Consider the following 22,721-nt stretch of genomic DNA (forward strand, 5'->3'; position numbering starts at 1 on the left):
TTTTCGATGCCGCAGCCGATACAGCTCAAGGACCACGAGAAGGACGCCCGCCTGGTCCGCGCCCGCGTCATTGTCGGCGGGGTGGCGATCTTCCTGCTCGCGCTGGTGCTGGTGGCGCGCATGTATCACCTGCAGGTGACGCAGTACGACTACCACTCGACGCTGTCGGAGAACAACCGCGTCCATGTGCAGCCGATTCCGCCCAACCGCGGGCTGATCTTCGACCGCAATGGCGTGATCATCGCCGACAACCGCCCCAGCTTCAGCCTGACCATCACCCGCGAGCGCACTGAGAACCTGCAGGAAACGCTGAAGAACCTGGTGGACATCCTCGGGCTGACCGAGGAAGACAAGGCCATCTTCGAGAAGCGCATGAAGCAGGGTCGCCGGCCGTTCGAGCCGGTACCGATCATGTTCGAGCTGTCCGAGGAGCAGATCGCCCGCATCGCGGTGAACCAGTACCGCCTGCCCGGCGTGGACGTCGCCGCGCAGTTCGTCCGGCATTATCCGCTGGGCGAGCACTTCGCCCATTCGGTCGGCTATGTCGGGCGGATCAACGAACCGGAACTGAAACGACTCGACCCGGTGGCCTATTCCGGCACCCACCACATCGGCAAGACCGGCGTGGAGAAGTTCTACGAAGACCAGCTGCACGGCACGGTGGGTTACGAGGAAGTCGAGACCAACGCCCGTGGCCGCGTACTGCGCGTGCTCAAGCGCACCGAGCCGATATCCGGCCGCGACATCGTGCTGAGCATCGACAGCAAGCTGCAAGCCGCCGCGGAAACGGCCCTGGCCGGCCGACGCGGCGCCATCGTGGCGATCCAGCCGTCCACCGGCGAAGTGCTGGCGATGGTCAGCCAGCCCGCCTACGACCCCAACCTGTTCGTCACCGGCATCAGCTTCAAGGACTACGCGACCCTGCGCGATTCCGAGGACCGCCCGCTGTACAACCGCGTGCTGCGCGGCCTCTATCCGCCCGGTTCGACGGTCAAGCCGGCGGTGGCCATTGCCGGTCTCGACGCCGGCGTGGTGACGCCCGCCAGCCGGGTGTTCGACCCGGGCTTCTACCAGTTGCCGAACTACGACCACAAATACCGCAACTGGAACCGCACCGGTGACGGCTGGGTGAATCTGGAAACCGCGATCATGCGGTCCAACGACACCTACTTCTACGACCTTGCCCACAAGCTGGGCATCGACCGCCTGCACGACTACATGAGCAAGTTCGGCTTCGGCCAGCGCGTCGCCCTGGACATGTTCGGCGAAGCCGACGGCCTGATGCCGTCCCGCCAGTGGAAGCGCGCTTTGCGCCGGCAGGCCTGGTTCCCGGGGGAAACCCTGATCCTGGGTATCGGCCAGGGCTACATGCAGGCCACGCCGCTGCAACTGGCGCAGATGACCGCGCTGCTCGCCAACAAGGGCAAGTGGATTCGCCCGCACCTGGCCAAGACCATCGATGGCAAGCCGCCGGTGGACGAGGACCCGATGCCGGACATCGTGCTCAAGGACCCGAACAACTGGAACCTGGTGGACTACGGCATGCAGCAGGTGGTCCACGGCGCCCGCGGCACCGCGCACAAGGTCGGTGCCACCGCGGTTTATCGCCTTGCCGGCAAGTCCGGTACCGCGCAGGTGGTGGCGATCAAGCAGGGCGAGAAGTACAACCGATCCAAGCTGCTCGAGCGCCATCGCGACCACGCCCTGTTCGTTGGCTTCGCCCCGGCTGACAACCCGCAGATCGCCGTGGCGGTGATGGTGGAGAACGGCGAGTCCGGCTCCGGCGTCGCCGCGCCCGTGCTCAAGGCCGTCACCGACGCCTGGCTGCTCGACGAGAACGGCAAGCTGAAGCCCGAATACGCACCGCAGGCCACGGCGGAGGCGCCCAAACCATGACCATGAACAGTAATTTCGACCGCACACTGTCCAACGAAGACGTGATGAAGCGGCGCTCCAGCCTGCTGCAGCGCCTGCATATCGACGGTCTGCTGCTTCTGTTGCTGGTGACCCTGGTCTCCGTCGGCCTGTTCGTCCTGTACTCCGCCAGCGGCAAGAGCTGGGACCTGCTGATCAAGCAGGCGTCGTCCTTCGGCCTGGGCCTGGGGGCGATGTTCGTGCTGGCGCAGATCGAGCCGCGTTTCCTGGCCCGCTGGGTGCCGTTGGGCTACCTGATCGGCGTGGCGCTGCTGGTGGTGGTGGACGTGATGGGTCACAACGCCATGGGTGCGACCCGCTGGATCAACATCCCCGGGGTGATCCGCTTCCAGCCGGCGGAATTCATGAAGCTGCTGATGCCCATGACCATCGCCTGGTACCTCTCCAAGCGCGCCCTGCCGCCCGGGTTCAAGCACAGCCTGGTGGGCCTGGCGCTGATCGTCGTGCCCTTCGTGCTGATCCTCAAGCAGCCGGACCTGGGTACCGCCATGCTGGTGCTGGCCTCCGGTGCCTTCGTGCTGTTCGTCGGCGGCCTGCGTTGGCGCTGGATCGTCATGGCCGTGTCGGCGGCGGTGCCGGTAGCGGTGGGCATGTGGTACTTCGTGATGCACGACTACCAGAAGCAGCGCGTGCTGACCTTCCTCGATCCGGAGAGCGATCCGCTCGGCACCGGCTGGAACATCATCCAGTCGAAAGCGGCCATCGGCTCGGGTGGCGTCTTCGGCAAGGGTTGGCTGCTCGGCACGCAGTCCCATCTGGATTTTTTGCCCGAAAGCCATACGGACTTTATCATTGCCGTGCTCGGCGAAGAGTTCGGCCTGGTCGGGGTGTGCCTCCTGCTGGTGCTGTACCTGTTGGTGATCTACCGGGGGCTGGTGATCACGACGCAGGCGCAGACGCTGTTCGGCAAGTTGCTCGCCGGCAGTATCACCATGACCTTCTTCGTGTATGTGTTCGTCAACATTGGTATGGTCAGCGGATTGTTGCCAGTGGTGGGGGTACCGCTGCCCTTCATTAGTTATGGCGGAACTTCGCTGGTGACCCTGATGTCAGGTTTCGGCGTTTTGATGTCGATCCACACCCACCGGAAGTGGATCGCCCAGGTTTGATGACAAGAGTGAAGAAAGGAATGCAAGTACTGCGCGCCTGGGCTGCCAGGGGGGTGCATTGGGTCGGAATCGCGGGGGCGATCGGCATGTCCGGCGCAACCCACGCGGGCGACTACGATGGTTCGCCCCAGGTCGCCGAGTTCGTCAGCGAGATGACCCGTGACTACGGCTTCGCCGGCGAACAGCTCATGGGCGTCTTCCACGACGTGGAGCGCAAGCAGTCCATCCTCGATGCCATCTCCCGCCCCGCCGAGCGGGTGAAGACCTGGAAGGAATACCGCCCGATCTTCGTCACCGACGCGCGTATCAACCGCGGCGTGGACTTCTGGAACCAGAACGCCGAGGCACTGGCCCGCGCCGAGAAGGAGTACGGCGTGCCGGCTCAGTACATCGTCTCGATCATTGGCGTCGAAACCTTCTTCGGTCGCAACACCGGCAACTTCAAGGTGATGGACGCACTGTCCACCCTGGGCTTCGACTACCCGCCGCGCGCCGACTTCTTCCGCAAGGAACTCAAGCAGTTCCTGCTGCTGGCCCGCGAACAGCAGGTCGACCCGCTCAGCCTGACCGGCTCCTACGCCGGCGCCATGGGCCTGCCGCAGTTCATGCCGAGCAGCTTCCGCGCCTACGCCGTGGATTTCGACGGCGACGGCCACATCAATATCTGGAGCGACCCCACCGATGCCATCGGCAGCGTCGCCAACTACTTCAAGCAGCACGGCTGGCACACCGGCGAGCCGGTGGTGTCGCAGGCCGAGATCGGCACCTCGACCGCCGAGGACGCGCTCACCCAGGGCCTGGACCCGCAAATGAACCTGGGCCAGCTACGCTCTCAGGGCTGGCGCACCCATGACGTGCTGCGCGACGACCTGATGGTCTCCGCCATGCGCCTGGAGGGCGAGCAGGGCGCCGAATACTGGGTCGGCCTGCCGAACTTCTACGTGATCACCCGTTACAACCGCAGCGCCATGTATGCCATGGCGGTCCATCAGCTGGCCGGCGAGATCGCCAAGGCACGAGGTGTCCATTGAACAAGCGAATCGCAAGTCCCGGCCTCTGGTCGCTGGCCGCCTGCGTTGGCCTGAGCACTGTGTTCCTCGCCAGTTGTACCGGCAACCGCGCGCCGCAACCGCAGCCGCAGGTGAACAACGGCATTTCCGGCCCCTACGACTACAGCCGCCCGCACCGCGACGGCGCGCCCTGGTGGGACGTGGACGTCTCGCGCATCCCGGACGCGGTGCCGATGCCGCATAACGGGCCGTTCAAGAACAACCCCTATACCGTGCTGGGCAAGACCTACTACCCGCTCAACGATGCGCGCGCCTACAACGTGGTCGGCACCGCCTCCTGGTACGGCACCAAGTTCCACGGCCAGGCCACCGCCAACGGCGAGCAGTACGACCTGTACGGCATGACCGCCGCGCACAAGACCCTGCCGCTGCCCAGCTATGTGCGCGTCACCAACCTGGATAACGGCAAGAGCGTCATCGTCCGCGTCAACGACCGCGGCCCGTTCTACTCAGACCGGGTGATCGACCTGTCCTTCGCCGCCGCCAAGAAGCTGGGCTACGCCGAAACCGGCACCGCACACGTCAAGGTCGAGGGTATCGACCCTGATCGCTGGTGGGCCGCCCAGGGCAAGCAACCGCCGATGATCATGGCGTTGCCGAAGATGGCCTCGCAGCCGGCCGCCGCGCAACCGCAGGCGGTGGCGATGGCCCAGCCCATCGAGACCTACACGCCGCCGCCGGCACAACATGCTGCGCCTGTCGCGCCAGTCATGATCGACTCAAAAAAAAACGCTTCATTACCAGCCGATGGCCTGTATCTCCAGGTGGGTGCCTTCGCCAACCCGGACGCTGCGGAGCTGCTCAAGGAGAAGGTTGGCGGCCTGACGGGGGCGAAATCCTTTATCAGCTCGGTCGTCGTCAACCAGCAGACCCTGTACCGGGTACGCCTGGGGCCGATCAACACGCAGGATGAAGCAAGCCGGATGCAGGACAGCATCCGCGTGGCCAATCTTGGCCAACCCAAGCTCGTGCGCCTGGACTGAGATTCCACCGCACGCGCCGCAGCGGCACGCAGAGGCCGCCTCACGAATTCCCCCGCGGGGGGATGATTGTTTGACCATTAGTAAACCCCAGAGAGACGGATGAACATCTTCAACTTCGCCAAACGCCTGTCATTGCTCGTGCTGCTCAGCGCCCCCGGGGCCAGCTGGGCGGCTGAAGTCGTTCCCGCCGCGCCGCAACTGGCGGCCAAGGCCTGGGTGCTGATGGACGGCGCCAGCGGCAACATCCTGGTCGAGAACGCCGGTGACGAGCGCCTGCCGCCTGCCAGCCTGACCAAACTGATGACTGCCTACATCGCCACCAAGGAAATCGAAGGCGGCCGCATCGCCGAGACCGACCAGGTCACCGTCAGCGAGCACGCCTGGCGCACCGGTGGTTCGCGCATGTTCATCAAGGTCGGTTCCCAGGTATCGGTCAGCGACCTGCTGCACGGCATCATCATCCAGTCCGGCAACGACGCCTCCGTCGCCCTGGCCGAGCACATCGCCGGCAGCGAAGACGCCTTCGCCGACATGATGAACACCACCGCGCAGAAGCTGGGCATGACCAACTCCCACTTCATGGACGCCACCGGCCTGCCCAACCCGGACCACTACTCGTCCGCCAAGGACATGGCCGTCCTGGCTCGCGCCATCATCTACGGCGAGCCGACCCACTACGCGATCTACGCGCAGAAAGAGTTCTTCTGGAACAACATCAAGCAGCCCAACCGCAACCTGCTGCTGTGGCGCGACAAGACCGTCGACGGCCTGAAGACCGGCCACACCGACGAAGCCGGCTACTGCCTGGTGGCCTCCGCCGTGCGCGACGGCCAGCGCATGATCGCCGTGGTGTTCGGCACCAACAGCGAACAGGCCCGCGCCGCCGAGACCCAGAAACTGCTGACCTACGGCTTCCGCTTCTTCGAATCGCAGACCTTCTACAAGAAGGGCGCCGAGCTGACCAAGGCCATGGTCTGGAAAGGCTCCGACCACGAAGTCAAAGCCGGCCTGTCCGAAGACCTGACCATGACCGTGCCGCGCGGCCAGCTCAAGCAGCTGCAGGCCAACATGGTCGTCGAGCCCAATCTGATCGCCCCGATCCAGCAGGGCCAGGTTATCGGCAAAGTCGAAGTCAAGCTGGGTGACAAAGTCGTCCGCACCTCCGACCTGGTCGCCCTGAATGCCGTGGAAGAGGGTGGCTTCTTCCGTCGCATCTGGGACAGCCTGCGCATGTTCTTCTACGGCCTGTTCAACTGACCGCCCGTCCCGGCCTTGTACTTTTGTATACAAGGCCGGGATTGACCCGCCCGCGCAGCCGCAAACTCGGGTAAAATGCCCCGCCTGCGACTGCCCGGTCCCCCCGTGGCCCTGCAGCCGTCGTCCGATCCACCCGGAGCGCCCCACCCGGCCGCTCATGCGGAGGCGGGCCACCCGCCCGCGATTGCCATGACTGATACCCCCAATACCGTTGACGCCTCAGAGCAGCCCGCGCCGAAGATCGAGTTCCCCTGTGAACGCTATCCGATCAAGGTCATCGGCGATGCCGGCGAAGGTTTCTCCGATCTGGTCGTCGAAGTCATCCAGCGCCACGCGCCGGACCTCGACATCACCACCCTGGTCTCCCGTGACAGCCGCAATGGTCGCTTCCTGTCCGTGCAGGTGCTGATCACCGCCACCGGCGTCGACCAACTGCAGAACATCCATAAAGACCTGCGCGCCACCGGCCGCGTCCACATGGTGCTCTGATGGGCGACACGCTGGGCTTTCGTGAGCTGGGCATCCTGCCTTACGAGCCGACCTGGCACGCCATGCAGCGCTTCACTGCCGAGCGCGAACCCGTCACGCCCGATGAAGTCTGGTTGCTCGAACACGAGCGCGTGTTCACCCAGGGCCAGGCCGGCAAGGCCGAGCACGTGCTGTTCCCCGGTGACATTCCGGTCGTACAGGTCGATCGTGGCGGCCAGGTCACCTACCACGGCCCCGGCCAGCTGGTTGCCTACCTGCTGCTCGACGTGCGCCGCTCCGGCATCGGCGTGCGAGAGTTGGTTTCGCGCATCGAGCAGAGCCTCATCGGCCTCCTGGACAGCTATGGCGTCAAGGCTGTGTCCAAACCCGATGCGCCGGGCGTCTATGTGGACGGCGCGAAGATCGCATCCCTCGGCCTGCGCATCCGCAACGGCCGCTCCTTCCATGGCCTGGCCCTCAATGTGGACATGGACCTGGAACCCTTTCGACGCATCAATCCCTGCGGTTACGCAGGCATGGCCATGACCCAGCTCAGCGAGCTGGCCGGCCCCATCGCATTGGCCGATGTGCGCGAGCGCCTGCGTGGCGAACTCGTCGAACGCCTTGGCTACGCTGCACAGAAGACCCTAACGGGCGGGATCTAACCGAGATGAGCACTGTTGTGGAGAACGCAGGTCAGGCAGCCCCGGCCGCCAAGCCGGGCAAGGTGGAAGTCGGCGTCAAGCTGCGCGGCGCGGAGAAAGTCGCGCGCATTCCGGTGAAGATCATCCCCACCGACGAGCTGCCGAAGAAGCCCGACTGGATTCGCGTGCGCATCCCCGTTTCCCCCGAGGTCGACCGCATCAAGCAACTGCTGCGCAAGCACAAGCTGCACAGCGTCTGCGAGGAAGCCTCCTGCCCGAACCTGGGCGAGTGTTTCTCCGGCGGCACCGCCACCTTCATGATCATGGGCGACATCTGCACCCGTCGCTGCCCGTTCTGCGACGTCGGCCATGGCCGTCCGAAGCCGCTGGACGTCGACGAGCCGACCAACCTCGCCATCGCCATCGCCGACCTGCGCCTGAAGTATGTGGTGATCACCTCGGTGGACCGCGACGACCTGCGTGACGGCGGCGCCCAGCATTTCGCCGACTGCCTGCGCGAGATCCGCAAGCTGTCCCCTGGCGTGCAGCTGGAAACCCTGGTCCCGGACTACCGCGGCCGCATGGACATCGCCCTGGAAATCACCGCCAACGAGCCGCCGGACGTGTTCAACCACAACCTGGAAACCGTCCCGCGCCTGTACAAGTCGTCCCGTCCGGGTTCCGACTTCGAGTGGTCGCTCGACCTGCTGCAGAAGTTCAAGCAGATGGTTCCCCATGTGCCGACCAAGTCCGGCCTGATGCTCGGCCTGGGCGAGACCGACGACGAAGTCATCGAAGTCATGCACCGCATGCGCGAGCACGACATCGACATGCTGACCCTCGGCCAGTACCTGCAGCCCTCGCGCAACCACCTGCCGGTGCAGCGTTTCGTCCACCCGGACACCTTCGCCTGGTTCGCCGAGGAAGGCGAGAAGATGGGCTTCAAGAACGTCGCATCCGGCCCGCTGGTGCGCTCGTCCTACCACGCCGACCAGCAGGCGCACGGTACCAAGATCGGCTGATCGCATCTGAGCTGCATGACAAAGGCCGCCTCCCTAGGGATGCGGCCTTTGTTTTTTGCGTTACCCGAATCAGGCTCTCGCAGTACCGAACAACCTCCCAATCTCTCATGCCCGGCCAAGAGCCACCCAGTCTCATGTGGTCGAAGGTTTTTATGGGGAAATCCTTACAGTTAGGAAGTGCGCGTCCTACAGCTGAGTGGCTTTTCAATTAGCAGAATTCGCCCCGTCGCTCGCGATCACCAGATCGGTAGCGCCAGTAGCCACGGGGAATGTGAGAAGTGGCATGTATTACGTTAGGTGGTTTTCCCCCAGCCATCTCAACACTGCTGAGAAAATCAAATGAAAAAATTGCTCGTCGCCGCTCTGAACTCTGCCGGAAACAGCTCAACGCGCAGAACCTTAGTGACACGCCGTGCGACCTGAAGAAAGAGATGAGCAGTCAGAGTTATCGCGTGATCAGGGGTAATCAGCTTGAGCTGTCAGCACCAATTTCATCGTCTTGGCCTATCGCTTTAACAGTGAGGATTACCTCAATCTGAGCGGTCTCGCCTCAGTCGGGGCGGAGATATCTACCTGCGTGGCTGAAGTCCCAGGTGCAACTGATTGTGAACTTGGATCATGATTCTGGCTATAGCTTCCCTATCAGTTGTTAGTTGCATGAGAGCTCTTGTCATACTGCTTATTTCATTAAGGTGAATTCTCTCTTTCGATCCGTATTGGATAATTCGAAATTGGCCGGAATTTTAAGTGTCAATTGGGTTTTGGTTTTAATTGTGCGATTTGTATTTCAGGATGAGATATGATGTTTTTTGTTGGTTGTCTTAATTGCATCGTGCGCAGACTGGTGCTTTTGGGGAACTCTATAAAGCTGGTTGTCGTTGTGGTCGTGGCTCTTCTCGGCGGGCAAATAGCCGTCGCAGGCACTGTGAATTGTAGGTCGGGGGATATCAGTACTGTTGCTTTGAGCTTTGGGACAATTACCCTGGCTTCTAGGGATGGTGCGGGCGTGACAGCAGTTACAGGCTGGGTAACCGCCCCTGGCGGTACTTGGTTCAGCTGCCAGGCTGGTGGTACCCCAGGCGACCGAATGGGGATGGGTATCTTGATTGATACGTCGGCCCTACAAAGTGCAGGCATGAGTCTGGACACCTACCCTGTGTACAAAACAGGTACTGAAAATGTTGGCGTTCAGATCATCTGGACGCCTGCAGATGGCCCTTGTGCGCCTCCTTTTAGCAATAAGGATATTCAGACATGGCTGGCAAATGAATTTACCTATCAAGGTAGGCCAGTTCCCTACTATGGTACAGCCTGCGCGGAGACATCCACGAAAAGCTACTATGGAAACTATGGTGGAACGGTCAAGATGCGGCTTGTGCAGTATGGGGCAGTTCCAAATGGCACAGCGCTATTAGGCGGTTTTGATCTATTTAAAGCCTATCCTGGGAGGACTCTGAGACAGCCAGGGAATTGCGGTGGTGATTGTGAAGGCCCTCTTTCGATTTATCCGGGAATTGGCCCGAAACTATACCAGTTGGGAACGGCGACCTTCGTTGTCAGAACCTGTACGGTGAGCGCGAATGATGTATTCATGAACGCGGTTTTAAAGTCTCAGTTCCAGTCGGCGACAATTCTTGAGACTACACCGTTCCAGTTTAATCTGAGCAATTTCCCGGCCGGCCTTACTTCATTCACGTATCGTATTGATCCGTTGACGCCTGTCATTGATGCGGCGAATGGCGTCTTCGCCAATGAGACTGGGACAGACAAGGCCCAGGGGGTCGGGCTGCGGTTGACCAATAGCGCGGGTACTGCGGCTATTCGGCTGGATGGTACGACCTATGCGGTCCCCAGCTACAGCGCCAGTACTGGGGGCGGCGCGAGTGTTCCGCTGAACGTTTCGTACTTCCGCACTGGTTCGGCGAGTGACGTGCAAGGGGGGATCGTTCGTGGTGTTGCTCAATTGACGCTGTTCTATAACTGATCGATTTATCAGCCGGTTTGCCGGCGAAGCGCACTGCGCAGAAGAAGGGCACTTTCGAGTGCCCTTTTTTTTGCCTGTCGTGCGCTGGGCCGGTTTCAGCATAGGCGCTGCCGCAGTTCGATGCGGCTGGGTGGTGTGTCCGCGAGCGCCAGCCAGCTTCCCCTACCGGGCTGACCGCGTGCATGTCCATAGCCAGGGCAAATTCGGCTTGGCCAGAGAAATCGTTTTTCTTCTATGGGAATGCTGTTTCGCAGCTGCATAATTCCGATTCATTCGTATGCAGTGGCATGACGAATAGATGCGATTTTTCCCATGCTTCAATAGCCTTGTTGTCCTACAAGTGGCGCCGATAAATTGCTATTGCCACGGTCAATCCCGTGGCCGGGTGTCGCAGCCCGAGTTTATCGGAGCGCACGTAGCGCCATTGCCCCGACCATAGGCGCTTTTTTTGTGCCTGTGCTGCCGGTGCAGCCATGGCAGACCGTGCGGGGCAGGCTCACGCCTGGCCGGAATCTCCGACTCCGGTACTGCGACCTCCGCACGGTCCGCCACCCTAACTTTGTGTCGCAGCAAAACGGTGGCGGCTTCCAACGCAAGATCGGAGTATCGGAAATGCACTACCCCCCTTTCAGCCCCGCGCGCCCCCCTTCTATCACTCCGTGGTCTTCATCACGCGGGTACGAAATATCTGACGTTCGCGCCGTACCTTTGTCCGCGCAGTCTTACGATGACGTCCCGTTCGTGAATGCCTTGGCGCCCTCCGAGCACCTCTTCGAAGCGTCCTCCCACCAGTTGACTGCTATGGGGGACTTGCTCCGCGCCCTCGGGCGAAAGCCTGATCCCGGTTTCGTTGAACCGGTGGTGCGCCTCTCTTCCGCGCTGGCGCTGGATCCGCGCCAGCGCGTAATGGGGAGGTGACATCGCATGGGACTTTCCGACCCTGGCCAGCGGCACTATGAGCTGGCTATGCATAACCTCGAGAGTTTGCGCGAGCATCTACTCTGCGGAGAACTCGCTCCCGCGCTCGACTTGTTGGCTCAGTTGTCCGAGCAGGTACAGCAAGCCTATTGGCAGGCCAGTCTGCACCAGCGGATCACCAGGGAGTCGGTGGGCGCTACACCGTATTGCCGGGAAATCGCTCTCGGCCCGCACCAGCAGATGCATGTGGATGAGCTTCGCCTCGGCATGCTGGCTGCCGAGCGCAGTCTGAATGGCGCCGAGGGCCCTGCTCCCTGGAATGGTTTGATTCATGGGCGGAACCGGGTGAAGAGCGGGCTGGCGCGCTACAGCTACGAATGTGGCTTCGTCCTGCGGTTGTTCCAACTGATCCAGGAGTTCGCGGCACACATCGACAATCTGCCGCGAACCAGCCCGATGTGGCCCTTCAGGATCAGGGGGAAGTGACGCGGCGCCCCACTGGGTTCAACAACTCCGTGGGGCCAAGGTTTGGCTTGGTCATTGACTCCAGCGCCCCAATGGGGCGCTTTTTTTCAGGGCGCTCGCAATCGCTGCAAGGCGTCTGCCGTGGGGTAGCCGTCGGCTGGTTCGCCGATGGTTTTCTGGTAGTCGCGCAGAGCCCGGCGTGTGTTGGCGCCGATCACGCCATCCGCGCTCCCGGCCGCGAAGCCACGTTCGCTCAGGCGCTGCTGAAGCTCGACACGATCCGTGCGACTGAGCTGGGCATCGCCCACTGGCCAGTGCCCGACCAACTGGCCGCCGCCGTTCAGGCTGTCCGCCAGCAGGCCCACGGCCAGCGCGTAGGAGGTGGAGTTGTTGTACTTGAGGATGGCTCGGAAGTTGTCCGTCACCAGGAAGGCCGGGCCACGGTAACCGGCGGGGAGCAGCAGCGAGGCGCTGGTCTGCGGGTCGACCGCCAGGTTGCCGCTCGCCGGCTGCACGCCAAGGCGTTGCCATTCGGCCAGCGGCTTGCGGATCTCCATGTCCGCCTGGGCATAGTCGAAGGTTGGCGGCAGGCGCACCTCGAAGCCCCAGGGCTGACCGCGCTGCCAGCCGGAGGCGCTCAGGTAGTTGGCCGTGGAGGCGAGTGCGTCGGTGGAAGACGCCCAGATATCGCGCCGGCCATCGCCGTCGAAATCCACGGCGTAGCGTTGGTAGGTGGTCGGGATGAATTGCGTCTGGCCCATGGCGCCGGCCCAGGAGCCGATCATGCTGCTCGCCGGGACATCGCCGTGCTGGAGGATCTGTAGCGCGGCGATCAACTGGTCACGCCCGAAGTCCGGGCGGCGGCCCTCATACGCGAGGGTGGCGAGCGAGCGGATGACGTTCTTGCTGCCCATCTGCGCGCCGAAGTTGCTTTCCATACCCCAGATGGCCACGACGGCCTGGCGCTCGACGCCGTAGCGCGCCTCGATGCGTTGCAGCGCGGCGTCGTTCTGCAGCAGGTGATCCTGGCCATTGCGCACCCGCGCGGGGGATACCGCGCTGTCGAGGTACTGCCAGACGGGACGGGTGAACTCGGGTTGGCTGCGGTCAGCGGTCACCACCGAGTCGTCCGGTTCTATGCCGTCGAAGGCGGTGTCGAAAGTCTGCGCGCTGATGCCGGCGGCCAGGGCCTGCGCGCGGAAGCCGTCACGCCACTGGTCGAAGCTCTGGGATGGTTGCGCCTGGGCGACTGCGGAAGGCGCGCCACGGGTCGGCGCCTCGGCGCAGGATGACAGCAGGCCGAAAGCGGCCAGGGACAGGGTGACGGCGAGCAGGCAGCGTTGACCGACAACAGGTGAAACAGGCTTGCGCATTGCTCTCCTCGGAAACGGGCAGGGGAGCGGCCACCTTAGCATGGCCACTGTGACGCGTCTGCGTCAGGCGCAGGCGCGGGCTATGCAGGGTTCGATGACAAACCGCGGGGAAAATTCCCGCACTGGGTTCGTTGTCGCCGGCCGGTAACGGATGGCGCTGTCGCTGCCGTCCGATGTCACGATTTCGGCTTCGCGCCGGTCTCCTGGTCGACCTTGGGCGCGCTCTGGTTCAGTTCCTTGAGCATGTCGTCGTAGGCGGCGCAGTCGTCGGGGCGCTGTTCGCTGGAGCGCGACTTCTTCATTTCGGCCAGTTTCTCGTTGAGCTTCTGCGCGCGCTGGGGATCGCTGCGGGTGACTTCGGTGACCTTGGCGGCAACCTGCTTACCCTTGGCCTCGGCTTCCTGGTCGGAGCAGAACGCGTGGGCGGAGAGGCTGAAGGGGAGGGCGAGGATGGCGACGATGAGGGGGGCTTTCATGGTTGGACCTCCAGGGGATGGCTGTCCGGTTGAAAGCGAAAACGCGGGGATGGTTCAGCTTTTCTGCTGGCTTTTACGCCGCCAGAAACGAAGAAGCCTCCCAACTGTGGGAGGCTTCGCGGCGGTAGCTGCCTTTGCCTTTGAGGGGCGTTTCCTGGCGGCTGCGGAACAGGGGTTGCGCGACCAGGGATTTGGCCTTGTTCGGCCGTTTGGATTTCTTCGCCATGGGGCTTTCCTCATCGATACCGGCCGGAGTGCCGGCGGGCGCATCTTCCGCCTGTTTCCCCGGCTTGTCCACCGCTACGCCATCACCCCCACAGGTCGTGCTGCATCACGCCCAGGCTTTTGGCGGGGTTCAGGTTGCCGGCCCGCGCGAACATGATCCGGTCCTGCTCACCCTCCGTCATGACCACGTTGATAACAACCTTTTCGCGGTCCTCGCCCTTGCCGAAGAAGCCTTCGCGGTCCAGGTCGTGCAGCGCACCTTCCATGGCCGTCAGCCGCAGGGCGATGTCCTTTCCTCGCATGTTATTGGGGCGGGTGGCGCCATGGCCGGGCATGTCGAACATCTCGCGAACACCCTCGAAGTATTCATCGCCGTAGAGGAAGTACGGTGAGTCCACGACAGACCAGCGCAAGTCCTCCACGTCGTAGTAGTAACCATTCTGCCTGTACTCGGTCAGGGTACTGATCAGGCCTTCCACGCTGCAGGCACAGGGGACCGGACAGGCCGCCTTGGCGGTCGTCACCAGGGCGAAGTAGTAGAAGCGCTGGTGCGCGTGATCCGCGCGAACCAGGGAAAAGGCCAGGCGCGCAGCCTCGCGTATGGCGCTGCGTAGTGCAAAGGACGGGATAGCCATCGGAGTGCTTGATAGCGGGAGAGGTAGGTGGGCAAATACTTGCATGCATTCGTGACCGGGCGGTCACCAAATGGATATTTCGTGAGTCAGTTCCGATTCGGACTACGCTGGCTGCGTGACTTTCTCCATTGAAGGACTGATGAATGAAATTTCTCTGCATGATCTATTTCGACGAACGAAAGGCGGCCGAGCTGCCGGAGGCCGAGTTGCGCGGCATCGTCGACGACTGCATGACCTACAGCGAACAACTGCGCCGCAGTGGCAACTACATTGCCGCCAATGCGCTGCTCCCGACGATGACTGGCCGCACCTTGCGTGGCCAGGGCGAGAAGCTGGCGGTCACCGATGGGCCTTTCGCTGAAACCCGCGAGCAATTGGGTGGGTTCTACCTGATCGAGGCAAGCGACATGGACGAGGCGCAGCGTATCGCCGCCGGCATTCCGCCGGGCCGGCTGGGGTGCGTGGAGGTGCGCCAGGTACGCGAGTGGGAGTGAACGTGAGCGTGCTGCGCACGGGGACTCATCGCTGATCCGGCCCGGCGTGCTGTCACGGGCCGGGCGCCAGCCCTGCGGCGGATTGTCGCAAAAATTGTAACAGTCCTTTTCAGATGGACGGGCTGTGGGCAATCGATAGCCTCGGCTAGCTTAATAGCTGGCTAACTATCGCCCTGGCGTGCAGGGAGCGCGGCGTCATCGGCTGGAGATGCGTCATGCAGCAATGGTCCCCGACCCAGCGCAATGTGGTGATCGCCTCGGTGCTCGCCTGGACGCTGGATGCTTTCGATTTCTTCCTGCTGGTCTTCGTTCTCACCGACATCGCCCAGACTTTCCATGTCGACCTGCCGCAGGTCTCGCTGGCCATTCTGCTGACCTTGGCGGTGCGGCCCATCGGCGCGCTGCTGTTCGGCCGCGCCGCAGAGCGCTACGGGCGGCGGCCGGTATTGATGGTCAACATCCTGATCTACTCCGTGCTGGAGCTGGCGTCGGCATTCTCGCCGAACCTGATGACGTTCCTGATCCTGCGGGTGGTCTACGGGGTGGCCATGGGCGGTATCTGGGGCGTTGCGTCGTCGCTGGCGATGGAGACGATCCCCGAGCGCTCGCGCGGCATGGTGTCGGGCCTGTTCCAGGCGGGCTATCCGGCTGGCTACCTGATCGCCTCGATCATCTATGGCCTGTTCTTCGAGATGCTCGGCTGGCGCGGCATGTTCATCGTCGGCTGCGTGCCGGTGCTGCTGGTGGCGTTCATCTGGTTCAAGGTGCCGGAGTCGCCGATCTGGCTGGCGGCGCGCGAGCGCAAGGAGTCCACGCCGCTCTGGCCGGTGCTGCGCAGCCAGTGGAAACTGTGCCTGTACGCGGTACTGCTGATGGCCTGCTTCAACTTCTTCAGCCATGGCACCCAGGACCTGTACCCGACCTTCCTCAAGGTGCAGCACGGTTTTGATACGCACACTGTCAGCCTGATCGCGGTGGTCTACAACATCGCGGCGATCCTCGGCGGCATCCTGTTCGGCAGCCTCTCCGAGCGGATCGGGCGCAAGAAGGCGATCATCTGCGGATCGCTGCTGGCGTTGCCGGTAATTCCGCTGTGGGCGTTCAGCCACGGCGCAGTGGCGCTCGGCGCGGGCGCCTTCCTCATGCAGTTCATGGTGCAGGGTGCCTGGGGCGTGATTCCGGCGTATCTCAACGAGCTGGCGCCGGTGGGGACTCGCGCGGTGCTGCCGGGCTTTGTCTATCAGTTGGGCAACCTGATCGCCTCGGTGAACGCGCCGCTGCAGGCGGAGATCGCCAAGAGCTACAGCTACGGGACGGCCATGGCCATCGTCGCCGGTACCGTGGCGGTACTGATCTGCGTGCTGATCAGCACCGGGCGGGATACTCGCGGCGTGGCGCTGGACCGGGCGGAGGGGCAGGCGCATCGGGCAGTGCCGGCGCGGTCCTGACCACTCCTGGCATTGGGCGGTTCGCGAGCAAGCTCGCTCCTGCAGGGGCAGGTTCTGCAATATCGCGCGGGGTTTGATCGGGTTAGGGTGAGGGGCTCTTGATCTTGCCGAGCGGACTCCGTCCGCGATGACTCACCGGCTGACCGCGCGGCTGCACCGTGGAAAGCGCAATCAGGCCGAAGGCAGGCTGATGCGCTGGCCGGCGACCAGCAGGGCGAGGCGGGCGAGACTGTTCCAGACGTTGCCGGGAGCCTGGCCCTTGATCTGTGCATCGATCAGTTGGGCGTCCTGCAGCATCTGGTTCCAGCGTTGCGCGGTGTGCCGTTGCAGGGCTTTGCTCATCAGCGGGCGGCGCTTGTCCCAGATCGGCGGGCGGGCCTGGCTGAAGGCCTTGTCCAGCGGAACGCCCTGGCTGAACTGCTGGGCGAGGCTGGCGAGCACGCGGATTTCCCGGGCCAGCGCCCAGAGGATCACCGGCGGCTCCACGCCTTCGCCGCGCAAGCCTTCGAGCACGCGCAGGCAGTGGGCGGCTTCACCGTTGAGGGCGGCATCGATCAGGCCGAAGACGTCGAAGCGCGCACTGTCCGCGACCGCGGCTTGCACCGTGGCGGCATCGATCTGCTGGCCATCGGCGAGCAACTTGAGCTTTTCGATTTCCTGGGCGGCGGCCAGCAGGTTGCCTTCCACCCGCGCGGCGATCAGGTCCACCGCTTCCTGGCTGGCGGCGAGGCCGGCCTGGGACAGGCGCTGGCGAATCCACTGCGGCAGCTGGTGCACGTCGATGGGCCAGATCTGGATGAACTGCGCGACGTCGCCGTCGATCAGGGCCTTGGCCCACTTGGTCTTCTGCGTGCTGCCATCGAGCTTGGGCAGGCTGACCAGCAGGACGGTGTCCTCCGGCGGGCGCTGGAGGTACTCCTGGAGGATGGCCGCACCCTTGTCGCCGGGCTTGCCGGAAGGCAGGCGCAGTTCGATCAGGCGTTTCTCGGCGAACAGCGACAGGCTGGCGCCGGCTTCGAGCAGCTGGCCCCAGTCGAAGTTGGCTTCGGCGTTGAATACCTGGCGCTCGCTGAAGTCGCGCTGGCGGCACGTTGCGCGAATGGCGTCACAGGCTTCCTGGCACAGCAGCGGCTCGTCGCCGCTGACGACATAGACCGAGGCCAGGTTGCCCTGCAGGTGTTTGGCGAGTTGTCCGGGATTCAGCTTCATGATGAAAAAGGGGCCGGTGTGTCCGGCCCCTGTCTGTCAGTCGGCTTTCTTGAATTCGATCGGCGACTGCTGCGGCTGGGCCTTGGCGGCTTCGGCCGCGGCCTTCGCGGCGTCAGCTTCGGCCTTGGCCTTGGCTTCCGCCTTGCGTTGCAGGTCATCCAGCTGGGCCGGGGTGATCATCTGCAGGCGCATGGCCATTTGCTGGACCAGGTCGCGGCGCATTTCTTCGCGAATCTGCGCAGCTTCCTGGTCGGAGCCGATCAGGTTGTTCTCGTCCTGCACGTAGACCTTGCGCACCTGTACCTGGCCGTTCATCAGCAGCAGGTCGTCGGCGCCACGGATCTCGTAGTCCAGGGTGTTGGTCAATTGGTTCTCCGCGCTACGCGCCGAGCTGGTGTAGCTGACGGTGCGGGTGGTCACGTCCTCGCGAGCGAGAATGACGTGGTAGGGCGCACGCGAAATGACTTTCACGCCGCTGCCTTCGAGCACCTGCTGGAGTTGCTTGACGGTTTCGCCGTAAGCGTTGCGCGCGCTCAGATCCACTTCCTTGAGCGCAAAGGTCGTATCGCCCAGACCGCGCAGATGGAAACCGCAAGCGGTCAGAACGCTGGCCAGGCCGATCAGCGCAAGGCTGGTCAGGATACGTTTCATCAAGCTTCCTCACTCCTGTTGGTCCGTGGCACGAAGGTGCCACGGGCGATTGCTCATTTTCCAGCGTTGATTCAGTTGGCGACGATATTGACCAGCTTGCCCGGCACCACGATGACCTTGCGGATGGTCAGGCCGTCGGTGAAGCGCAGGACGTTTTCGTTGCCACGGGCGGCAGCCTCGACTTCTTCACGGCTGGCGCTGGCGGGCATTTCGATGTGGCCGCGCAGCTTGCCGTTGACCTGGACCACCAGTTGCAGGCTGTCCTGCACCAGGGCGGCTTCGTCGACCTGCGGCCAGCTGGCGTCGATCACGGCGCCGTCCTTGCCCAGTTCCTGCCAGATCACGTGGCAGATGTGCGGGGTGATCGGGGCCAGCAGCAGGGCGACGGTTTCCAGGCCTTCCTGCAGCAGGGCGCGGTCGGCGGCGGATTCGGTCGGGGCCTTCTCCAGCACGTTCATCAGGGTCATCACGGCGGCGATGGCGGTGTTGAACTTGTGGTGCTGGCCCACGTCCTGGCTGGCCTGGCGGATGGCCAGGTGGATGGCACGGTGAATGGCTTTCTGTGCGTCGTCCAGGGCGGACTTGTCCACGGCGCCGGCAGGGCCTGCGTTGACGTGGGCCTGGGCCAGGCGCCAGACGCGGCGCAGGAAGCGGCTCGCACCCTCGACGCCGGAGTCGGACCATTCCAGGCTCATGTCCGGCGGCGAGGCGAACATCATGAACAGGCGGCAGGTGTCGGCGCCGTAGGCGTCGATCATGGCCTGCGGGTCCACGCCGTTGTTCTTGGACTTGGACATTTTCTCGGTGCCGCCGATTTCCACCGGCAGGCCGTCGGTCTTCAGGCGCGCGCCGATGACCTTGGCCTTGGCATCACGCTCGACTTCCACGTCCGCCGGGTTGAACCATTCCTTGCCGCCATTGGAGGCGACGCGGTAATAGGTTTCGGCGACCACCATGCCCTGGGTCAGCAGGTTCTTGAACGGCTCGTCGGAGTCGATCAGGCCTTCGTCGCGCATCAGCTTGTGGAAGAAGCGCGCGTAGAGCAGGTGGAGAATGGCGTGCTCGATGCCGCCGATGTACTGGTCGACCGGCAGCCAGTAGTTGGCGGCCTTCTTGTCCAGCATGCCGTCTTCGAACTGCGGGCAGGCGTAGCGGGCGAAGTACCAGGACGACTCGACGAAGGTGTCCATGGTGTCGGTTTCGCGCTTGGCCGGCTGGCCGCATTTCGGGCAGCTGCACTCGTAGAACGACGGCAGTTTGGCCAGCGGCGAGCCGGCGCCGTCCGGTACCACGTCTTCAGGCAGGACCACCGGCAACTGGTCGGCCGGGACCGGCACGTCACCGCAGGCGTCGCAGTGGATGATCGGGATCGGGCAGCCCCAGTAGCGCTGGCGGCTGATACCCCAGTCGCGCAGGCGGAACTGGGTGCGCTGCTGGCCGAGATTCTTGGCGGCGAGGTCGGCGCCGATGGCGTCGAACGCAGCCTGGTAGCCGAGGCCGTCGTACTTGCCGGAGTTGACGGTGATGACCGACTCGTCCTTCAGGCCGTACCACTCTTTCCAGGTGCCGGTTTCGAAGTCGTTGTCGCCTTCGACCTTGGCGATGACCTGGACGATGGGCAGGCCGTACTTGTTGGAGAACTCGAAGTCACGCTCGTCGTGGCCCGGAACAGCCATCACGGCGCCTTCGCCGTAGGTCATCAGGACGTAGTTGGCGATCCACACCGGCAGCTTGTCACCGGTCAGCGGGTGCTCGACGAACAGGGAAGTGGCGACGCCTTTCTTCTCCTGGGTGGCGATGTCGGCTTCGGCGACGCCGCCGCGCTTGCACTCGTCGATGAACGCCTGCAGCGACGGATCGCGCTCGGCGGCCAGGGTGGCCAGCGGGTGCTCGGCGGCCACGGCGACGTAGGTGGCGCCCATCAGGGTGTCAGGACGGGTGGTGAAGACCTTCAGCTGGCCGGCTTCGCCAATGGAAGCCTGGTCGTAGGGGAAGGCGATCTCCATGCCGCGGGATTTGCCGATCCAGTTGCGCTGCATGGTCTTGACCTGTTCAGGCCAGCCCGGCAGGTCGTCGAGGCTGGACAGCAGCTCTTCGGCGTAGGCGGTGATCTTGAAGTAGTACATCGGGATTTCGCGCTTCTCGATCAGCGCGCCCGAACGCCAGCCACGGCCATCGATGACCTGCTCGTTGGCGAGTACGGTCTGGTCGGCCGGGTCCCAGTTCACGGTGCCGTTCTTGCGGTAGATCACGCCCTTTTCGAACAGGCGGGTGAACAGCCACTGTTCCCAGCGGTAGTAGTCCGGCTTGCAGGTGGTGACTTCGCGGGACCAGTCGATGGCCAGGCCCAGGCTGTTGAGCTGGGCCTTCATGTAGGCGATGTTGTCGTAGGTCCAGGCCGCCGGCGCGACGTTGTTCTTCATCGCGGCGTTTTCCGCCGGCATGCCGAAGGCGTCCCAGCCCATCGGTTGCAGGACGTTCTTGCCCTGCATGCGGTGGTAGCGGCTGATCACGTCACCGATGGTGTAGTTGCGCACGTGCCCCATGTGTAGCTTGCCGCTCGGATACGGGAACATCGACAGGCAGTAGAACTTCTCCTTGGCAGCGACTTCGTCGACGCGGAAGGAGTTGTGTTCGTTCCAGAAATTCTGGGCCTGGGATTCGATCTCGAGAGGCTGGTATTGCTCGTGCATGGCGCGATTTGAACCTGTACGGAAAAGAATTGCGCAACCGGGGAGGTCGAGTGGCCCTCCGCTCCACCGACCCCTGAGAAAACACGGGCCGGGCGGCTACAGAAAGCCTCGTAGCATACATGACCCCCACCCGAGCCGGTAGCCCGCGCCGTTTGTCGCACGCTCGGTGCCTGCGGGGGTGGCCCGCTAAGCTTTGCCTGAAGGCGGGAGGTTTCCGCCTGTCTTGAGGTGACTGATGGCTGAGCTGCATCGCGCAAGTGCTTCGGGTTCCGGTCTGTATGAGCGGTTGTTGCAACGACTCGCGCTGGCTCTGGATGAAGCCGATACCGCCGAGCGATTACGCGACGAGTGTCCCGTGGAACTGGAGCTGCGCGGCTTGAGCAGTGCGGAAATGGAGCTGATCCGGGCCTATCTCGACCAGGATGTGAACTGGCTGCGCGGCTGGCATGCCGCGGCGGAAGAGTTGGCATTGCTGGAGCGCGGAGCCACGCGGGCGCCGCGGCCGCCGCGTCATCCCGTGCCGCCCAGCCGGCCGCGTCTGGTACCACGCCCGCAGTCGCTGCAATGCGCGTTGTGTGGTAGCCCGGTGGCATGGAGTCGCAGCCAGGGCGTATTGCCCTGCACCGCCTGCGGTTCGCAGCTGTTCCGCAACTCCAGGGCGCGCTGACCGTTCCCCTATCCGTTAGGCTTGGCGCTCGACAAGGAGTCGCCAATGCCTATCCGCTTCATCCTCAAACAGATTTTCATGCCGCCAGGGCTGCTGCTTCTGTTGCTGCTCCTGGGGTTCGTGCTGCGTCGCCGCTATCCGCGCGTCTCGGTGTTCTGCTTCTTTTCGGGCTTCCTGGGTCTGCTGGTGATGAGCCTGCCGATCACCGTGGAGTGGGGCGCACGTCAGTTGGAGCAGCAGGAACCGTTGAAGCAGGCGGAGTGGGCAGCGCTGGCGCAGCGCGCCGACGCCATCGTCGTCCTGGGCGCTGGCCGGATTCGCGGCGATCGTGCCTGGGAGGAGGACCAGCCCGGCCTGATGGCTCGTGAACGGATTCGCTACGCGGCGCGCCTGGCCAAGGCCAGCGGCCTGCCGGTGCTGACCTCCGGCGGCCTGCATTACGGCACGCCGCCTTCCGAGGCGCGGATCATGGCGCAGAGCCTGCTGGATGATTACGGCGTGCCGGTACGTTGGGAGGAAGGGCGCAGCCGTACCACCTGGGAGAACGCCCTGTTCAGCGCAGAGATGTTGCGCGAGGCCGGGATCAAGCGCGTGGTACTGGTCACCAGCGCCCTGCATATGCCGCGTTCGATCTGGAGCTTCGAGAAGGCCGGGCTGGAAGTCGTGCCGGCGTCTTCGGGCTATATCGGTAAGGACGATGCGGTGCCCATGAGCGGCTGGCTGCCGGAAGGGCGGGCGATCTGGCAGAGCGGGCAGTTGCTCAACGAGGCCATCGGGCTGGTCGGGTATCGGTTGTTCTACCGCTAGCGCCGATTACTGCCGAACAGGCTCTTCGTAGGAGCGGATCTTATCCGCGGTCCGGCCGGTAGGCCGGTGCCCTGGGTATTGCCTCGCTATCGCGGTGATCGCGGAGAAGCTCCGCTCCTACAAAAGCGTGCCAGTCGATCTGGCAGCACGATGAAAAAGGGCCTCGCGATGAGGCCCTTTTTTCGTTG

The 22,721-nt window shown here is 63.5% G+C and carries 21 protein-coding genes; 14 read left to right on the top strand and 7 right to left on the bottom strand.

Annotated features, from left to right (window positions below):
* The first annotated feature begins 6 nt into the window (after nucleotides 1–6).
* The 10 genes from mrdA (at nucleotide 7) to JVX91_RS09085 (ending at nucleotide 11,876) form a co-directional block, all read left to right on the top strand.
* Complete coding sequence (mrdA, locus tag JVX91_RS09040) at nucleotides 7–1,896, top strand: penicillin-binding protein 2 (protein ID WP_205338923.1); 1,890 nt, start codon at nucleotides 7–9, stop codon at nucleotides 1,894–1,896.
* A gap of 44 nt (nucleotides 1,897–1,940) precedes the next feature.
* Nucleotides 1,941–3,044 carry a rod shape-determining protein RodA gene (rodA, locus tag JVX91_RS09045; protein ID WP_205339965.1) on the top strand — a complete coding sequence of 368 codons (1,104 nt, stop codon included), beginning with the start codon at nucleotides 1,941–1,943 and terminating at the stop codon, nucleotides 3,042–3,044.
* A gap of 8 nt (nucleotides 3,045–3,052) precedes the next feature.
* Nucleotides 3,053–4,075 carry a lytic murein transglycosylase B gene (gene mltB / locus JVX91_RS09050; protein WP_205338924.1) on the top strand — a complete coding sequence of 341 codons (1,023 nt, stop codon included), beginning with the start codon at nucleotides 3,053–3,055 and terminating at the stop codon, nucleotides 4,073–4,075.
* A complete protein-coding gene (locus JVX91_RS09055; RefSeq protein WP_205338925.1) occupies nucleotides 4,072–5,097 on the top strand; it encodes a septal ring lytic transglycosylase RlpA family protein in 1,026 nt (341 codons plus the stop codon). Before mltB ends, JVX91_RS09055 begins: the two co-directional genes overlap by 4 nt.
* A 99-nt stretch (nucleotides 5,098–5,196) precedes the next feature.
* A complete protein-coding gene (locus JVX91_RS09060) occupies nucleotides 5,197–6,354 on the top strand; it encodes a D-alanyl-D-alanine carboxypeptidase family protein (protein ID WP_205338926.1) in 1,158 nt (385 codons plus the stop codon).
* 189 nt (nucleotides 6,355–6,543) lie between these two features.
* Nucleotides 6,544–6,843 (top strand): DUF493 domain-containing protein, encoded by a 300-nt coding sequence (locus tag JVX91_RS09065; RefSeq protein WP_205338927.1) that lies wholly within the window; start codon nucleotides 6,544–6,546, stop codon nucleotides 6,841–6,843.
* Nucleotides 6,843–7,487: a lipoyl(octanoyl) transferase LipB gene (lipB, locus tag JVX91_RS09070; RefSeq protein ID WP_205338928.1), complete on the top strand. Its 645-nt coding sequence runs from the start codon at nucleotides 6,843–6,845 to the stop codon at nucleotides 7,485–7,487. Before JVX91_RS09065 ends, lipB begins: the two co-directional genes overlap by 1 nt.
* A 5-nt stretch (nucleotides 7,488–7,492) precedes the next feature.
* Entirely contained in the window at nucleotides 7,493–8,488 is a 996-nt protein-coding gene (lipA, locus tag JVX91_RS09075) for a lipoyl synthase (RefSeq protein ID WP_205338929.1), read from the top strand.
* 1,135 nt (nucleotides 8,489–9,623) lie between these two features.
* Nucleotides 9,624–10,472 (top strand): type 1 fimbrial protein, encoded by an 849-nt coding sequence (locus tag JVX91_RS09080; protein WP_205338930.1) that lies wholly within the window; start codon nucleotides 9,624–9,626, stop codon nucleotides 10,470–10,472.
* Between the two features lie 924 nt (nucleotides 10,473–11,396).
* Complete coding sequence (locus JVX91_RS09085; RefSeq protein WP_205338931.1) at nucleotides 11,397–11,876, top strand: hypothetical protein; 480 nt, start codon at nucleotides 11,397–11,399, stop codon at nucleotides 11,874–11,876.
* 86 nt (nucleotides 11,877–11,962) lie between these two features.
* Here JVX91_RS09085 and JVX91_RS09090 read toward each other — a convergent pair whose 3' ends face one another.
* The 4 genes from JVX91_RS09090 to JVX91_RS09105 all read right to left on the bottom strand — a co-directional run bounded on the left by JVX91_RS09090 (nucleotide 11,963) and on the right by JVX91_RS09105 (nucleotide 14,564).
* On the bottom strand, nucleotides 11,963–13,228 hold the full coding sequence (locus JVX91_RS09090; protein WP_205338932.1) for a lytic murein transglycosylase: 1,266 nt from the start codon (nucleotides 13,226–13,228) through the stop codon (nucleotides 11,963–11,965).
* A 176-nt stretch (nucleotides 13,229–13,404) separates the two neighbouring features.
* Complete coding sequence (locus JVX91_RS09095; protein ID WP_205338933.1) at nucleotides 13,405–13,704, bottom strand: hypothetical protein; 300 nt, start codon at nucleotides 13,702–13,704, stop codon at nucleotides 13,405–13,407.
* A 73-nt stretch (nucleotides 13,705–13,777) separates the two neighbouring features.
* The gene (gene arfA, locus JVX91_RS09100) at nucleotides 13,778–13,930 is read right to left on the bottom strand and encodes an alternative ribosome rescue factor ArfA (protein ID WP_205338934.1); all 153 of its coding nucleotides are present in this window, start codon (nucleotides 13,928–13,930) and stop codon (nucleotides 13,778–13,780) included.
* A gap of 82 nt (nucleotides 13,931–14,012) precedes the next feature.
* The gene (locus JVX91_RS09105) at nucleotides 14,013–14,564 is read right to left on the bottom strand and encodes a DUF4303 domain-containing protein (RefSeq protein WP_205338935.1); all 552 of its coding nucleotides are present in this window, start codon (nucleotides 14,562–14,564) and stop codon (nucleotides 14,013–14,015) included.
* Between the two features lie 143 nt (nucleotides 14,565–14,707).
* Between JVX91_RS09105 and JVX91_RS09110 the strand changes: the two genes are divergently transcribed.
* Together JVX91_RS09110 and JVX91_RS09115 are read left to right on the top strand one after the other, a co-directional pair.
* Entirely contained in the window at nucleotides 14,708–15,058 is a 351-nt protein-coding gene (locus JVX91_RS09110; RefSeq protein WP_205338936.1) for a YciI family protein, read from the top strand.
* Between the two features lie 215 nt (nucleotides 15,059–15,273).
* Entirely contained in the window at nucleotides 15,274–16,506 is a 1,233-nt protein-coding gene (locus tag JVX91_RS09115; RefSeq protein ID WP_205338937.1) for an MFS transporter, read from the top strand.
* A gap of 171 nt (nucleotides 16,507–16,677) precedes the next feature.
* Here the strand turns inward: JVX91_RS09115 and holA are convergent, their stop codons facing one another.
* The 3 genes from holA to leuS all read right to left on the bottom strand — a co-directional run bounded on the left by holA (nucleotide 16,678) and on the right by leuS (nucleotide 21,059).
* On the bottom strand, nucleotides 16,678–17,715 hold the full coding sequence (holA, locus tag JVX91_RS09120; RefSeq protein ID WP_205338938.1) for a DNA polymerase III subunit delta: 1,038 nt from the start codon (nucleotides 17,713–17,715) through the stop codon (nucleotides 16,678–16,680).
* Nucleotides 17,716–17,751: 36 nt separating this feature from the next.
* Nucleotides 17,752–18,366, bottom strand: a complete 615-nt coding sequence (gene lptE, locus JVX91_RS09125) for an LPS assembly lipoprotein LptE (protein ID WP_205338939.1) — start codon at nucleotides 18,364–18,366, stop codon at nucleotides 17,752–17,754.
* Between the two features lie 71 nt (nucleotides 18,367–18,437).
* Nucleotides 18,438–21,059: a leucine--tRNA ligase gene (gene leuS / locus JVX91_RS09130; RefSeq protein WP_205338940.1), complete on the bottom strand. Its 2,622-nt coding sequence runs from the start codon at nucleotides 21,057–21,059 to the stop codon at nucleotides 18,438–18,440.
* 235 nt (nucleotides 21,060–21,294) lie between these two features.
* Between leuS and JVX91_RS09135 the strand changes: the two genes are divergently transcribed.
* Both JVX91_RS09135 and JVX91_RS09140 read left to right on the top strand, forming a co-directional pair.
* Complete coding sequence (locus JVX91_RS09135; protein WP_205338941.1) at nucleotides 21,295–21,726, top strand: hypothetical protein; 432 nt, start codon at nucleotides 21,295–21,297, stop codon at nucleotides 21,724–21,726.
* Between the two features lie 45 nt (nucleotides 21,727–21,771).
* The gene (locus JVX91_RS09140) at nucleotides 21,772–22,533 is read left to right on the top strand and encodes a YdcF family protein (protein ID WP_205338942.1); all 762 of its coding nucleotides are present in this window, start codon (nucleotides 21,772–21,774) and stop codon (nucleotides 22,531–22,533) included.
* Nucleotides 22,534–22,721: the final 188 nt, after the last annotated feature.

Source organism: Pseudomonas sp. PDNC002, assembly GCF_016919445.1.
GTDB lineage: Bacteria > Pseudomonadota > Gammaproteobacteria > Pseudomonadales > Pseudomonadaceae > Pseudomonas.

Coding starts and splice junctions, on each gene's coding strand:
- JVX91_RS09105 (WP_205338935.1), bottom strand. CDS start 14,564: ATGGCTATCCCGTCCTTTGCACTACGCAGCGCCATACGCGAGGCTGCG.
- JVX91_RS09065 (WP_205338927.1), top strand. CDS start 6,544: ATGACTGATACCCCCAATACCGTTGACGCCTCAGAGCAGCCCGCGCCG.
- JVX91_RS09095 (WP_205338933.1), bottom strand. CDS start 13,704: ATGAAAGCCCCCCTCATCGTCGCCATCCTCGCCCTCCCCTTCAGCCTC.
- holA (WP_205338938.1), bottom strand. CDS start 17,715: ATGAAGCTGAATCCCGGACAACTCGCCAAACACCTGCAGGGCAACCTG.
- JVX91_RS09090 (WP_205338932.1), bottom strand. CDS start 13,228: ATGCGCAAGCCTGTTTCACCTGTTGTCGGTCAACGCTGCCTGCTCGCC.
- JVX91_RS09085 (WP_205338931.1), top strand. CDS start 11,397: ATGGGACTTTCCGACCCTGGCCAGCGGCACTATGAGCTGGCTATGCAT.
- lptE (WP_205338939.1), bottom strand. CDS start 18,366: ATGAAACGTATCCTGACCAGCCTTGCGCTGATCGGCCTGGCCAGCGTT.
- arfA (WP_205338934.1), bottom strand. CDS start 13,930: ATGGCGAAGAAATCCAAACGGCCGAACAAGGCCAAATCCCTGGTCGCG.
- leuS (WP_205338940.1), bottom strand. CDS start 21,059: ATGCACGAGCAATACCAGCCTCTCGAGATCGAATCCCAGGCCCAGAAT.
- JVX91_RS09060 (WP_205338926.1), top strand. CDS start 5,197: ATGAACATCTTCAACTTCGCCAAACGCCTGTCATTGCTCGTGCTGCTC.
- JVX91_RS09135 (WP_205338941.1), top strand. CDS start 21,295: ATGGCTGAGCTGCATCGCGCAAGTGCTTCGGGTTCCGGTCTGTATGAG.
- JVX91_RS09140 (WP_205338942.1), top strand. CDS start 21,772: ATGCCTATCCGCTTCATCCTCAAACAGATTTTCATGCCGCCAGGGCTG.
- rodA (WP_205339965.1), top strand. CDS start 1,941: ATGAAGCGGCGCTCCAGCCTGCTGCAGCGCCTGCATATCGACGGTCTG.
- lipB (WP_205338928.1), top strand. CDS start 6,843: ATGGGCGACACGCTGGGCTTTCGTGAGCTGGGCATCCTGCCTTACGAG.
- mrdA (WP_205338923.1), top strand. CDS start 7: ATGCCGCAGCCGATACAGCTCAAGGACCACGAGAAGGACGCCCGCCTG.
- lipA (WP_205338929.1), top strand. CDS start 7,493: ATGAGCACTGTTGTGGAGAACGCAGGTCAGGCAGCCCCGGCCGCCAAG.
- JVX91_RS09080 (WP_205338930.1), top strand. CDS start 9,624: ATGAGTCTGGACACCTACCCTGTGTACAAAACAGGTACTGAAAATGTT.
- JVX91_RS09115 (WP_205338937.1), top strand. CDS start 15,274: ATGCAGCAATGGTCCCCGACCCAGCGCAATGTGGTGATCGCCTCGGTG.
- JVX91_RS09110 (WP_205338936.1), top strand. CDS start 14,708: ATGAAATTTCTCTGCATGATCTATTTCGACGAACGAAAGGCGGCCGAG.